The organism is candidate division WOR-3 bacterium, from assembly GCA_016867815.1.
Taxonomy (GTDB): domain Bacteria; phylum Hydrothermota; class Tepidihabitantia; order Tepidihabitantales; family Tepidihabitantaceae; genus UBA2258.
In genome coordinates this window covers 1-14378 of the sequence record VGIR01000079.1, presented here as the reverse complement: position 1 = coordinate 14378, position 14378 = coordinate 1, and the positions used below count along the sequence as shown (strand labels likewise).

The window sequence follows — 14378 nt, the reverse complement described above, 5'->3', positions numbered from 1 at the left end:
GACGAAGTTCACCGGCTTCTCCTGACCGATGGCCACCGGCCCGCTGTTCGCTTCCTCGTAGTAGCTCGGGTCGGCCGGATCGTCCGGCGTGATGAAAAAGGCCACCGGGATGTTGCTCCGGGCCTTCAGACCATTGTTCTTGACCACGATCTGCGGGTAGATGTCCGACGCACCGGAGTCAATCGTTGCCGCCGGCGCCGTGATGTCGACAATCGACCCGTCCAGCAACCGCGCCTGGTAGCAGGCGTCGATGCCGAAGTCCATCTGGCCGTCGTACGGGAACACGCCCCAGCCGCCGCCACCGTACTTGCCCCAGTCGTTACTCGTCGTAACCGGCGGGGTGTAGTCCATGCCCAGGTACGGATACGCCGGGGTGATGCTCGTCTGGTAGTAGGAGACGAAGAAGGTGTCGTAGTTTACATTGACCGCCGGATCGAACATGACTTCGTTCTTGTACAGGCTGGTCCAGATCGACGACTTGAGGTTGCCCACCCAGACACCAAGCTGGGTCCCGGGAGCGCCGCCGCCGCCGTCGTTACCGTAGATCCTCACTTCCGCCGCATAGTCGGCACCCGAGAAGCTGGAGATGTAGAGGATCGCCTTGTTGATGGGCAGCGGTTTCTTCGGACCCACGAACCGCGTCGCCATCTGGTTTCCGGCCGCAACCCAGGAGATGGCGTTATCGAACGTCCCGTCGTTGTAGGTCAGACACTCGGAACCCCACTCCGTCACCTTGACGTTGTTGGTCATCGCGTTGTTGACCGGGTTCCCGTCACCGACGAGTGCGGTCGCGATCGTGTCGATGTAGACCGTTTCCTGCACCGGCGGAGCGTAGTAGGCCGTGAAGTTGAGCGTGCAGGTCTGGCCGACAGCCATGTTCGGCACGTTCTCTGTCGCCGTGAAGACGACGTTGCCTGCTGTCTTCGCCCGCAGCGTGACGACGACCGGCACGTTGTTCTGCGGGGCCGTGCCGAAGTTCTTCACCTCGGCTTTGAACCACAGGGTATCGCCGAAGGCGTAGAACGGATCGGCCGGGGAGATGATCTTCGTGACGCCGACGTCGTTGGGCTGCGGAACGTCAGGCACGCCGCGACGATGCGTGGTTATGAAGGCTGAGCCGTTGTAGCCGGCAACGTAGTTGATGCCTATGATGTTCCCGGCTTCCTGGATGAAGCCGTACCAGGCACCGATGATCCCTTCGGGGATGGTGCCCTCGGCGGTCCAGGCGTTCGAACCCACGTCCCACCAGAAACAGCCGTTCTTGGTGGTCCAGCCATTGCCGCCGCCGTAGGCGTATATCCGCTTAACCGCGCCGGTGTCCCAGGGTGCCAAGTTCGGCGTGTTGCCGCCGACGTTGCTCGGCATGGCGGTTTTGTTCGTCCAGGTCGCCGTGAGCGGGTTATACTCCTGGAACGTCAGCTGATTCAGCCAGCCGCCAGCCTGGTAGATTTTGCCCTGACTGACAGCCATCGCGCCGTAGTAGTTGGGGACCGACGGGTTGGGGCGATCCACCCAGGTGTTCGAGCGGATGTCGTACTTCCGGAAATAGGGCGCGTAGAACTTCATGAGGAAAATCGAGTCCCCGACGCACGCACCCATGTTGCCGGTGTAAGGCGTACCACCAAAATTGGCAATCGTGACCCAGGTATTGGTCGACCTTCTCCAGTAGTAGCAGTTATTGTAAGTCCCGCCGCTGAAGGTGCCGAGGACGAAGATGCCGGACGAATCCTGTCCGCTCCCGTCAGTGTCGGCCCACCAGACCGCGGCCTGGTTCGACGATCCCTCCGGCATGTTGGCCCGCATGGTCCACACATTGGTCCGCGCGTTGTATTCGTAGTTGTATGGGTAGTATGCCGGGCCCTGCCCGCCGACCGCCCACAGCAAACTCGTATCGCCGCGCTTGCCGTATGCACCCTGCATGCCGCGGTAGCAGCCAGTGGTCGGATAGACCGCCCTGGTGCTCCAGATGACCGCGTCCTGCTGATAGACTTCCTGGGGTGCCTGCATGAATCTGCCCTCGGGGGCACGCGTCGGGTCAAGATCGACCGGCGCTGTGTTCAACCCGGGGGCGTTTGGTACGCCGGCTATCGTGGCCAGCCCGGCGCCTGTTTGGCCCGCGAAGACCCCGCCCGCCAGCAGCAGGCAGAGCATCACGGTTAAACCGTACTTAGACATTACCCGCCTCCTTTTTTGGATGGCTTCGCCACCGGCAGCCGCACGGACCTTATGCCCGCCGCTCCGGGGGCGCTAACACTTCGTTCAGGGATAGTTTCGGATGAAACCGAGGAAATTCTACCCCCCCCTCCCCGGTTGTCAAGCGATTATGTCGGCCCCGAGTCCGACCTTGAACCAGAGAGCGGACCGGGATTCTGCGGGTAGGGGCGGACGCCGACCTCAGGTTCAATATCGGATTCGGGGGTCCTCACATCTTGCCTGACCCCGGGAATGACCTAGAATAGGGCGTGAAAGCCAGCCTCAGCCCGAATCCCATGCGAGCGCAGACCGGCACGATCTCCAGGGCCGGGAATCGGATTCCATGGTTCGTCTTCGGCGGCGCGGCACTGGCCACGCTGGTGCTGTACCTGCCGACCCTGCAATACGGTTTCGTCTGGGATGACAATGAACTGATTGTGGAGAACCCCTACCTGGCAAAAGCCGGCCCGGCTCAACTCTTCACCCGAGGGTTCTGGCACAACCCGGGACCGGATCGCGCTGCGGACGACATGTCCTACTACCGGCCGCTGACCAATCTCAGCTTCCACGCCGACCGCAGGGTGTGGGGACTCAGACCGTCGGGTTATCACCTGACCAACGTCATCATCAACACGGCGGTCGTCTTCCTGATGTCACTGCTGCTCTGGGAGCTGTTCGGGTCGGCATGGCTGGCCGGACTGGGCGGGCTGCTGGTCGGGATTCATCCGGCGATGAACTGCGTCGTCGCGTTCATCTCCAATCGCACCTATCTGCTCGCGCTGCTCTTCCTGCTGGCGAGCGCCTATGCCCTTTGGCGCGGACAGCGCGGCCGCGCGCGCATCTGGCCGGCGTTGTTCGGCGGCTCACTGCTGCTCAGCGGGCTGGCCATCGAGGCGTCCCTGGCATTCACCGTACTTGCCGCAGCCTGGCTCATCTCGCAGCGGGCGCGCTACTACCGGTTCCCGGCCTGGATGGCCGCGGCGGCGGCGCCGGCGGCGGCGTACCTCCTGCTCCGTCTCGGCGTTGCCCGGGTCCCGTTCGCCGGCTCAGTCGCGCCCTGGATGGTCACCGACCCGCTGCGCGTGGTCAACTCCTTCGGCCAGCAGTTGCAGCTCCTCTTCTTTCCCTTCAACCAGAAGGTCATTTACGTCCTGACCGGGGCTTTCACCGGCTTCTCCTGGTACACGGTTCTCGGGTTGCTGTTTCTGGGCCTGCCCCTGTTCCCGCTGCTGCGCCACGGGCGCTCGGACCCGGTTCGCCTGGGCTGGCATGGCTATGCCTGGATGGTGCTGTTCCTGCTCCCGTTTGCGCACCTCGTTTTCCTGGGACCGGCGGGCAGGATGCTCTACCTGGCCGCGCCGGGCGTACTGATCATGCTGGCGGCGCTGTACCGGACGGCTAGCCCGGGGCGGACAATCACGCTCCTGTTGCGCGGCGTTCTTCTCCTGTACACCGTGGCCCTGGCAGGACAGACGCTCCGGCGCAATCCGGTCTGGCGCAGCGAGCTCTCGCTGTCACGAACGATGGTGCTGGAGGCGCCGGGTTCGGCCGGCGGCCACCTGAACTACGCAGCGGCGCTCGAGCAAGCCGGCCGGAAAGACGAGGCGCTGGAGCATTTCCGCGCCGCGGCAGGCATTGACCCGGACTACGTCGCGCCGCACCTGGGCCTGGCCTTCGCCCTCATCGACCGGGAAGACCTGCCCGGGGCAATCCGGGAACTGCGGGAGGTGGTGCGGCTCCGGCCCGAGTCGCCCGAGGCGCGGAACGATCTCGCCTTGACGCTCCGACGCAGCGGCCGGTTCGACTCGGCAATAGTAGAGTACAGGGAGGCGCTTCGACTCAACCCGGGTTCGGCACAGACGCTGAACAACCTGGGTTTCGCGTACCTTGCGCATGGCGACTTCGCTCAGGCAATCTCCTGCCTGAAGGCCGCGCTGCGGCTCAGGCCGGACTTCGCGAGTGCGCGCGGCAATCTCGCCGCAGCCTATCGGCAGGCGGGGATGCCGGATTCGGCAGCGCTGGTAGAAAGTGGCGAGCGTTGAGCCATAACCGGGAACCGAAACAGAACCGAAGACAGAGGACAGACTATGGGAGACTCCTAACTCTTAATTCCTAAATCCTAATTCCTAATTCCTAACTCCTCACTCCTAACTCCTCACTCCTCACTCCTCACTCCTCTCCCTAAAATGGCCCGGCAGTAAAACCGAAGGGGCGGCCCGCAGGCCGCCCCTCTCTTGACTGCTATCCGGCAGCTACTGCCCGATGATCAGTTTCTGCGTCGCCGCCCGGCCACCGGACTCAAGCCGAACGACGTAGACGCCGGCCCTCAGGTCTCTCAGGTCGAGCGGGCAGGTGCCGCCGGCGGCAAGCGATTGAGCCAGGGCCACGCGCCCGTCCGCGCCGGTCACGGTGACCCGAGCCGCCCCCGCCTTCACGAGTCCGTAGCTCAGGGTCACGTGGCCTGAAGTCGTCGGATTCGGGGCAACCGCCAGCCGGATGCCCGACAACTTCCCTCCGTGCCGTGGCTCGGAGACGGCCAGGGGCAGCGTGTCGAACTTCACGGTCTGGATGTCATAGCCTGAGCCCGCCCACATGTAGCCGCTGACCACAACCTTGTTGTTCCGGTCAAGTACGATTGCCGCAGCCTCGTCGGCACTGCCGCTCTCCCACATCTGCACCCAGTGCTGCACTCCGTCCGGCGAGTAGAGCACCGTCTTGATGTCGTAGTTGCTCGTGCCCGTGACCCAGATAGAGCTGTCAGTGCCCACCGCGACGCCGACTGCGTAGTCGCCGCCGCCGGTTACACTGGTCTCGCGCCTCGCCCACAGGGTGTCGCCGGTCGCGTAGTCATAGGCAACCGTGACAAAGTCAGCGTCGGGACCGGTCGCCGAACGGGTCTGTCCGGTGATGTAGAGCGCCGAGGGTCCGAGCGCCAGCCCGGTAGGCTCGCTCCCGTTCCGGGCATAGGTCTTGGCCCAAAGTTGAGTACCGGCGGTGTCATACTTCACGGTCGCAAAGTTGTTCTCGCCGGTCGGTCCGCTGGCCGTGCGTGCCGTGCCGGTGACGTAGGCGTTTCCGTCGGAGTCAACGGCCAGCGCCGTCGCCCAGTCAGTCTGACCGTAGGGCGCGTTGTACGACTTCACCCACTTCCGGACCCCGGTCGCCGAGTACTTGACCGTCAGGTAGTCGGAACCTCCCTTGCCCGTAACGTAGACGCTGCCGTCCGGGCCGAGCGCGATGGCCACCGGTTTGTCTTCACCGCCCGCGTCGTAGGTCTGAGCCCAGGCCCGGGAACCGTCCCAGTTGTACTTGATGGTAACAAAGTCCACGCTGGTGTTCTGGGCGTAGCCGGCAACGTATACGCCTCCCGCCGTGTCGGTCGTGATGGCGGTGCCCACGTCTCCGCCGCTGCCGCTGCCCGCGTAGGTTGCGCGCCAGTCTTCGTTCCCGTTCGGATCGAGCTGCACGGTCAGGATGTCGTAGTTCGGGTCCCGGCCGGTCTGGCCGGTCGCGACTACGGTGCCCGTCGCTTCAATTGCCGCGTCTCGGGCGACGTCGTCGGTCGAATCCCCGGTGATGAGCTTGGTCCACATCGTGTTGCCGTGGAACCAGGAGTACTTGAGAATGACGAAGTCGCTGCCACCGGCGCCGCTGGCGCCCGCGCTCCAGCCGACGACCACGGTGTTGTTGAACGTATCGCTCAAGACGCTGCAGACCCCGTCGTCGCCGCCGGACGGACTGCCGTAGGTCTTGGTCCAGAGCGTATCCGCGAGGACCGCGCTCGTCCCGAGCAGGAAGAGACAGGCAATCATCAGAACACTTCTCGAAGACCGCCCTTTGGTCGAACCACTCATCACGCTACCTCCTGAGTATGCCATTGTTGGGTTTCCGCTTCGACCTCGGGCCGGGCTGCCCTGCATCCCGATGCCGGGGGCGCGCCGGCCGAGGTCATCCTTAATCAATCATAACCCGCACCCGGTAGCTGTCAACAACCGGCGCGCCCGGATGAGCCGGGGCCGCTCTTCTCCGGCCAGCTACTTCAGCTTCTCCAGGCCCTCTCTCGCCCGGCTGAAGGACGGGTCGAGTCTGAGGACTTCCTCCCAGCGGGCCCGGGCTTCGGCGCCGTTACCTTCGTAGTACGCGCAGAGTCCGATTCCGAACACTGCCTGCACGAACGTCGGTCTTATCCTCAGCGCGCCTTCGTAGTAGTGGCGGGCCCCGGCATAGTCCCGGCGCGACAGAGCGATGTTACCGAGGCTGTTCCACGCGTGAATGGAGTGCGGGGCGCGACTGCGGACAAGCTCGAAGTAGGCCGCGGCCGAGTCGAACTGACCGGCCGTTGCCAGGACACCTGCCAGCGCCTCGTAGGCGTCGGTGTCGAACGGATAGAGCCGGACCGCGGCCCGGGCAGCACGCTCCGCGGCAGCAAGGTCGCCCAGGTTCGAGAGCAACGCCGCCTCAAGCGAGAGGGCGCTGCGCGCGGAGTCGAGTTTGAGCGCCTGCCGCACCTCGACCAGCGCCTCGGCATCCCGGCCCTGTCCGTGCAGACCCACGGCTGCGGCGACGTGATTCTGGCCCCGGCCTACCTGCCTGCCTGCGCCGGCGAAATTGGCGTTGAGCAGCAGGAACGCGGCGAGGGCGATACCGAGCACGATTCCCCGTTCGCGCCTGGCCACGTGTCCTATCAATCCTGTCAGACCCATGGCCGCGAATACCGCCGCGAACGGCACCAGCGGCATCCGGTAACGACTGCAGACGAAGAAGGCGATGAACGATGCCGAGTACGCCCCGGCAAAGAGATACAATGGCAGCAGCCGGCGCCAGCGGCTGCGCCAGAACCAGACCCCGGCCAGCGCCAGCGGCAGCAGCACCCCGAACGGAAACTTGAGCCACCTGCTGCTGAAGAACAGGTAGTTGATGAATGAGTAGCGCTTCACCGCGTAAAGGTCCCGGTCGTTGCTGGCCTCGTGACCGGCAAACCAGAGAAATGTCTTCCTTAGCAGTAACCCCAACGCCTTGCCCGGCTGCCGGCGCCAGAACTCAACTCCCCTGCCCAGCCAGTAGCGGTCGATCTCCGCGCCTTTGAGCGGACGTCCCTCCGCTTCCTCGGCCAGCCGCTTCACGTCGTCGTACCCGCCCCACCAACTGCCGCGCGTCCCCGGCACAATCGCCGTCACACCATCCGACACCGGCGAGTTGCCGATGTAAAAGTTGGTTCCCGCCTGCCACGCAATCGGTACAATCTGCCCGCTCACAACATAGTTGCGTATCGTAACCGGCAGGACCACCAGTGCCGCCGCTCCCCAGACGAGCAGGAGACGCCGAAGGGTTCTGGGGTTCCGGGGTTCTGGGGTTCGAGTCTGAGACCCGAACCCGCGAACCCGTGAACCCGTGAACCCCTTTCCTTCCAGCAGCAGCCAGACCGGCAGCAGCGCGAGGAACGCGAGCACGTTCGGCCGGGTGATCGCCGCCAGACCGAACACAATCCCCGGCAGCCACCAGTGCCGGTCGCTGTCACGGCTCCGCAGCAAGAGCACGAAACCGAGCAGCAGCAGGAACGTCAGCAACCCCTCGAGCAGTAACTCGCCGTCGAACCAGATGGCCAGCGGATACGCCGCCATCACCAGGCCCGAGACGAGGGGAACCGCTTCGGCAGGATGAGAGATGAAGGACGAGGGATGAAGACCGGACTTCGGATTCGCAGCTTGTGGCTTGAGGCCTGCGGCTTGCGGCCGCAGCAACCGGCGGGCAAGGAGATACACCAGGCCGCAGGCAACGCTGCCCATGAGCGACTGGACTATCCTCACCAGCAGCAGGTTCGCACCGAAGAGCTTGTACAAGAAACCGAGGAAGTAGGGATAAAGCGGCGCGCGGAAGAAGGCATCGGCGATGAACTCCCGGCCCGCGGCAATGGCCAGCGCCCACTCGTGATGGTAGAGCGAGTCCATCTGCGGCGAGAGAAACAGCGGGTCGCTCTGCCGCAACTGCAGCAGGTGGATCAGCCGGAGAACAAACGCCGCCCCCGTGACCACCGGAAACCAAACCCAACCGGAACTGCGCGCCGGAAACGCAGCCGACGGTGAACCGCTGCCAGCCTTCTCGGACATCAGAAGAGTATCGGCAGGAGAGAAGTCACGTCAAGCTGTAAGAACTGCCCGCGAATCGGCCCCGGAAGAACTGCCCGGGGCATGCCTGGTGTCGTTGACGCCGCAGTCAGGTCCGCGCTAGCGAACGACCACGACCGGTACCGTACCGGCGCCCGCTACGGACACATAGTAGACGCCGGGCTGCAGGTCGCGCAGATCCAGTTCGGCCTGCGACCTGCCCGCACCCACTGTTGCTGATGCTGCCAGCCTGCCGCATATGTCGTGGACACGGAGTTCCCGCGAACCGGTCCCTGGCTCCAGGCCGACCCGCAGTATACCGCGGCTGGGACGCGGATACACCCGCAGAGCCGCGACCGGGCCGGGGCCGCGGCCTTCGGCGACTGCGACCGGCAGGTCCGTGGCCAGTTCGTGCAGGTAGAGAATTACCCGGATGTAGTTCTGAACTTCCTGTATCTCCGGAATCCAGACCGGCGGGTCCATCCAGGTATAGACCTTGTTTGGTGGATTCATCAGCGAGTCGTTCATCCGCGTCCAGACGCTGATTCCCGCCCCGCCATACACCACGGCAGTAGCGCTGTCAATCAACTGGATGGCGTGTCGGTTGCCGAACATGTCCGAATCGTGGTCCACTTCCGTCTGCATGCGCAGGTACGCGGCCGGCACCTGCTTCATGAAACGCGCCGCCTCCCGCTCCTGCCAGAATGATTCCGAATCTGCCGGCACCGGTACGAATCCGCCCGAATCCTGGCAGGTCTGGGACCGGTCCGCCGGCCCCTCGAAATCAAGCAGGAACTTCACGCTCGGCTCGGCATACCGCGCAATCATGCCCGACGCCATGGTGATGCCGTACGCCTGGGTGTAGACTCCGAGCCGGCTCGTGTCCACGTAGTCGCGGCTCGCGAGCTCCGCCAGGCAGGCACGGAGCCCGTCCTGGTGCACGTGCCCGCCGTAGTTCTCCGGGTACGCGCTGCTCAGGCCCCGTCCGTCCGGGTCGAAGTGCAGGAATGCAAAACCGTCCGATGCGATGTCGTCGGGCGTGGTGGTCAGATCGAGCTGGCTGCCGTACCCCACCCCACCTGGCACGAAGATGACTGCGGGCACGCGATAGTCCTGCCCGGCATAGGCCGGTCGGTGAATGTGCACGTACAGGCTGCAACCCGAAGTGGGATTCACGACCCACAGGGTCTCGACCGCGACCGCTACGGTTTTCGGGTACTTCCACACGACATTCTTCGCCGAGTCCAGTTCGACCACCGAGTCACCGGCCGAAACCAGGGTGTTGCCGTTGGTGAGCCGTTGCGCGGTGTAGGGATTTGGCAGGCCGGTGGCGCTCCAGATAATCTGGTTGGCCGCGTCCAGTTCGATAACCCGGTTGTGGTAGCTGTCGGCGATCAGCGTGTGGTTGCCCGGAAGACGCTGTACACATCGTGCCCAGTCAATGCCGGAGCCGTACTGCCAGACGATATTACCCAAGGAGTCCAACTCCAGCACGCGGTCGCTGTGTCCGTCGCAGACCAGCGTGTGTCTGTTCGCCAGCCCTACCCGATTGCCGTTGTGCGGGGCATTGAGGCTCGGATAGCTCCAGACAATCTGGCGCTGCGGCGTGACCTCGATAACACGGTTGTTGTCCCGGTCGGTGATGAGCGTATTGCCGTTCGCCAGACGATAGGCATCATTCGGGTACGCAAGGGCGGTCGACATCGCCCAGACACTGTCACCGTCCCGGTTCACCTCCAGAACCTTGTTGCCGGAGCTTGAAGTCATCAGCGTGTTGCCGTTCGGCAGCCGCCGCGCGGTGTGCAGGAAGGGCACGTCGCACTTGATGTAGGCCCAGACCAGCCGGCCCAGGCTATCCACCTCCAGCGCGTGCGCGTCAAAGAAGGTGAAAACCCTGCCGTCGGCAATCAGTGTGTTGCCGTTGGAGAGCCGCTCGACACCGAGCGGCTTGACCGGCACCGTCGCCGACGCGAGCGACAGACCGCCCGCGACGGCGAGAACGACGGACAGCAGTGCTCGAAGGTGATTCGGGAGTGCGTGCTCTATTCTCGGCATTGGGAAGCCCGCAGATATCGTAGTGCGGGGATGACAGCGCGTCAAGCGCTTCTCTCCTCCCGAGAACCGAACCGGCACTGCCTGCCCGGCGACTTCAGTTGCTCCAGGGCCTGCCCGGCCCGGCTGAAGGACGGGTCGAGCCTGAGGACTTCCTCCCGGCGGGCCCGGGCTTCGGCGACCCGTAACTGCGCGCCGGGAGCGCAGCCGACGGTGAACCGCTGCCAGCCTTCTCGGACCTCAGAAGAGTGTCGGCAGGAGAGAAGTCACGTCAAGCTGCAGGAACTGCCCGCGGATCGGGAGCGGAGTTGACCACCAAGGCGCCAGGACAGAAAGCGGCCCCGGAAGAACAGAGAGCGGAGACGAAGTCTCCTTGACCGGAAGTGACGCACCTCATATACTCCCCGCAGCCAATGCGCCACGCGAAACGGACCGGTCGAGGACCGGCAGGCACGGAGCGCGACCACCAGGCGTGGTTGTTCTTCGCCCTGGCGTTGACCTTCCTGACTCGGCTCTGGTTCGTGCTGAGCATGCGCAATCAGCCATTCTCAGTGATGGGTCCGCAGTACGTGGATTCCTACTACTACCACAGATGGGCAGTCGAAATCATCTCCGGCAACTTCTGGGGTTCGGACGTCTTCTTCCTGCGTCCGCTCTACCCCTACCTGCTGGCGCTGGTCTATGCCGTCTTCGGGCAGCACGTGCTTCCGGTACAACTGCTGCAGACCGTGCTCGCGACCGCCTCCTGCTTTCTGTTGTACGACGCGACGCGGCGCGTCTTCGGCGCGCGCCCGGCCGTTCTCGCTTCCTTCGGATTCGCCCTGACCGGCATCCTCGTCTTCTACACCGGCGCCCTTCTCTACGTGGAAATCACCATCTTCCTCAGCCTGCTCTTCTTCCGGCTGATACTTGCCGCCGGGCAGCGTCTCCTGCTCTGGATTGCGGCCGGCGTCAGCTTTGGGATGCTGGTCATCAGCCGACCCGAGATGCTCGTGGTGCTGCCGCTGATTCTGCTCTGGCTCAGGCGCAACAAGTCCGCCGTTTGCTCGCCGGCCGGAGTTCCTCGTCTCTCGTATCCGGCTCCTCGCTCCGGCCTGATCGCGCTTACGGCCGCGGCGCTGGTGGCCATCGCGGCGGTGCCGGTGCGCAACTACATCGTCTCCCGAGACCCGGTGCTCTTCACCGCCCACGCCGGCATCAACTTCTGGTACGGCAACAATCCGGCGGCCGACGGCACATGGCAGCCCACCGCAGAACTTGAACTTGGCCCCGGGTTCTCGCACGAACGACTCAAGCGGGTCAGCCGAACCATCGCAGGTCGGCAGGTGCGCTGGTCCGAAGCATCGGCATACTGGCTGGGAAAGGGCCTGCGCTTCATCACCACCCGGCCCCTGGCCTGGCTCAGGCTTGTCGGCCGCAAGCTGTTGCTCTTCTTCAGCAACTACGAGGTGCCGAACGGCTACTACCCGGAAACCGCCTCCGCCGCATCGCTCGCGCTCAGGCTCGCGTTCGTCAACTTCGGGCTCGTGCTGGCGTTTGGCCTCCTCGGCATGGTCTGGGCATGGCCGCGGCGCGGGCAGGCGTTGCCCGCCTACCTCTTCGTCGCCGCCTATTTCGTCTCCGCCCTGCTCTTCTACGTTCTCTCACGCCTGCGTGCGCCGGTTCTCCCCTTCCTGCTGATGTTCGCGGGCTTCGGTCTCGCGGAGCTGATTGATTCCCTCCGGCAGCGCCGCACCGCGCGCGCAACCGTCGGCCTTGTCGCCGCTGCGGCCGTTTTCGCCGTATCCCTCTTGCTGCCGGTGAGACGCCGGGACTACTCGGCCCAGGCCTGGACCCAGCAAGGCAATGCCTACCTGAACGAACACAAGATGGGACCGGCAATCGCTGCCCTCCGGCGCGCGCTGGCAATCCGACCTTCGTCCTACCCGGCGCGTTACAGTCTCGTGCTGGCACTGGCCGGTTCCGGCAGGACCGACGCGGCCGCCGCTGAGTTTGAGCAGCTCGTCAAGGCGGCCGGCCCGTCTTCCGAGGCGCGCACGCTGGTCTCGCTCGCGTCGGCCCGCATGGCTATCTCCTATCGCAACTTCCCCCAGGCCGCCGCGCTCTACAAGTCGGTTCTGTCCGAGAGCCCGGACGACGCCGAAACCCACTACCTGCTCGGACTGGTCTACGTCAGCATGGACAGCCTGATGGCGGCACAGAATCACCTGGCTCAGGCAATCACCCTCGACCCCGGCCACGCTGCCGCCCGCAACGCTCTGCGGGCGGTCGAGTCACGTTTGCGGCGCTAGTTCGATACCCCTCGCCGGGTCCCAGCGACCACCAACTCAGGAAACGTCCCAGCCCGAAGGCCTCGGACGGCATCGGTCCTGCGCACGCTGGGGCTTGATTGGGACTCGGCGTCTGGTCACTGGTCGTTCCTCGAGCGCATTCTCACCCCGACGGAGCGAAGCGACCGGAGGGGTCTCGCCTGAGAGCTCCCTCGCTTCGACGCAAGATGCCTCCCTTGGAATAGCACAGTTTGGAGAGCGACGGGGGAAAGACCCACCCGGCTCCAGGTTCTGACCGGGCACTGACTCAACTCCTGACTTGCCGGCGCGCAGCCTGCAAGCCACGCGGGAGGTTTCCAGGCCTGCGCCGTTTCCCGGTGTGGCGGTCGTGCAGTTCAGTCGAGTTCGCCTCTCCGTTCCATGTCGGCGAAGAGAGCGACGACTGCCTGCTTCATCCGGTCGAACGGTTCGGGCGGAAGCCCGTGCTCTACGGCCCACACTTCGAGTCCGGCCAGGGCCTTCTTCCTCCAGACCGGACGGGTCCTGCGCGTGCGGCGCAGGGCGCCGAAGACCTTCCGGCTGTAGGCCATCAGGTGAACGGCCAGAGGGTCGGCGCACCCTGCTCCCAGCTCGTTCAGCACATCGTTCCACACCCGGTGCAATCTCCGTTCCCAGCGAATGGCGCGAACCTGGCCTTTCGCCTCCCGCACCCGGCGCTCGCATTGCTGCTCCGGCGTCTCGCGCCCGCGGGTCATGGGATTGCGGAATCGGTCGTACCTTTCGACGCGCGCCCGTTTGAACAGGGGCAGGCCGGCCGCCGCCTCTGCGACCTGATTCCTCGTCCGTTCTTCGGCAATGGGTGGACGCCTGACGTACCCATTCACGACGTCCGCTAGCTCCTCGATGTCGGCCCGGCAGGCCCGGACGAACTCGACCACGCTGTTGATGCTGACCTCGCGCAGCCTCCCTTTCTCCAGCTGGCACACCCAGGACTTGCCGCCGGGCGCCGGCTTGCCCAGAAACTCGGCGACCTGCGTCTGAGTCAAACCGGCGCGCCCGCGCAACTCTCGGAGCCGCAACCCGAGCAGGAGACTGAACTCAGCCCATTCCGACCTGCTGCTTCTCCGCCGGTTTTCCATACGGGAAGTTTAGACTTTGACTATAGCCTCATCAAGCCCTGCCGTGCCCTAAGTCCGGCCTGCGCAAGGGGCTGCCTGGTCCCGGGCAAAGTCCCCTCCGTCGCCCCCGGGGCCGCCCTCCCAACCACGGTCCAGGCTGCTCCGGCCGTTGCCCGGGGAATCACCCTCACCGTTGCCTTCTCGGTTGCCCTGTCAGTTGCTCTCCCCGCCATCCGGCCCGTTGCTTCGCCGGTTGCTCGGACGGCTATTCGTCCCGTCGCTCTGACGGTCGCCCTGCGGGTTGCCTGGTCCGCTGCTGCCCGAGTCGCTCTCCTCGTTGCTCTCCCCATAGCCCTGACTATTGCTCAGCGGATTGCTCGGTGAGCTGCTTCCCGAACTGCCCTCCAGGTTGCTCTGCCCGTCGCGGCTTCGATTGCATGAGCAATCATGCGCTCAGCCGAGGACGCAGAGCGACTCGGCGCAGGACACCAGCCTCGGAATGGCATAATGCAGCAGGGGCGGGTCTTTGACCCGCCCCTGTGGAACCGATGGTTCGGTCTAGTGCTCGACCACCAGCTTCTGCGTGGTGCTGAAGCCCTCGGCCGTTACCTTCACCAGGTAGACGCCCGCTTCCAGCTTCC

General features: G+C 64.7%; 8 protein-coding genes. 2 read left to right on the top strand and 6 right to left on the bottom strand.

Features of this window, described 5'->3' with window-relative positions; translation table 11 throughout:
* On the bottom strand, positions 1 to 2175 hold a 2175-nt coding region (locus FJY68_11045; protein MBM3332363.1), incomplete at its 3' end, for a hypothetical protein.
* A gap of 287 nt (positions 2176 to 2462) precedes the next feature.
* Between FJY68_11045 and FJY68_11040 the strand changes: the two genes are divergently transcribed.
* Positions 2463 to 4235, top strand: a complete 1773-nt coding sequence (locus FJY68_11040; GenBank protein ID MBM3332362.1) for a tetratricopeptide repeat protein — start codon at positions 2463 to 2465, stop codon at positions 4233 to 4235.
* Positions 4236 to 4445: 210 nt separating this feature from the next.
* Here the strand turns inward: FJY68_11040 and FJY68_11035 are convergent, their stop codons facing one another.
* The 3 genes from FJY68_11035 to FJY68_11025 all read right to left on the bottom strand — a co-directional run bounded on the left by FJY68_11035 (position 4446) and on the right by FJY68_11025 (position 10352).
* The gene (locus tag FJY68_11035; GenBank protein ID MBM3332361.1) at positions 4446 to 6155 is read right to left on the bottom strand and encodes a T9SS type A sorting domain-containing protein; all 1710 of its coding nucleotides are present in this window, start codon (positions 6153 to 6155) and stop codon (positions 4446 to 4448) included.
* A gap of 72 nt (positions 6156 to 6227) precedes the next feature.
* Positions 6228 to 8300 (bottom strand): tetratricopeptide repeat protein, encoded by a 2073-nt coding sequence (locus tag FJY68_11030; GenBank protein ID MBM3332360.1) that lies wholly within the window; start codon positions 8298 to 8300, stop codon positions 6228 to 6230.
* 117 nt (positions 8301 to 8417) lie between these two features.
* Entirely contained in the window at positions 8418 to 10352 is a 1935-nt protein-coding gene (locus FJY68_11025) for a hypothetical protein (protein MBM3332359.1), read from the bottom strand.
* Between the two features lie 410 nt (positions 10353 to 10762).
* Here FJY68_11025 and FJY68_11020 point away from each other — a divergent pair, with 410 nt between their 5' ends.
* A complete protein-coding gene (locus tag FJY68_11020; GenBank protein MBM3332358.1) occupies positions 10763 to 12640 on the top strand; it encodes a hypothetical protein in 1878 nt (625 codons plus the stop codon).
* 374 nt (positions 12641 to 13014) lie between these two features.
* Here the strand turns inward: FJY68_11020 and FJY68_11015 are convergent, their stop codons facing one another.
* Together FJY68_11015 and FJY68_11010 are read right to left on the bottom strand one after the other, a co-directional pair.
* Positions 13015 to 13758, bottom strand: a complete 744-nt coding sequence (locus FJY68_11015; protein ID MBM3332357.1) for a helix-turn-helix domain-containing protein — start codon at positions 13756 to 13758, stop codon at positions 13015 to 13017.
* A gap of 537 nt (positions 13759 to 14295) precedes the next feature.
* The coding region (locus FJY68_11010) for a T9SS type A sorting domain-containing protein (GenBank protein MBM3332356.1) at positions 14296 to 14378 on the bottom strand (83 nt) is incomplete at its 5' end.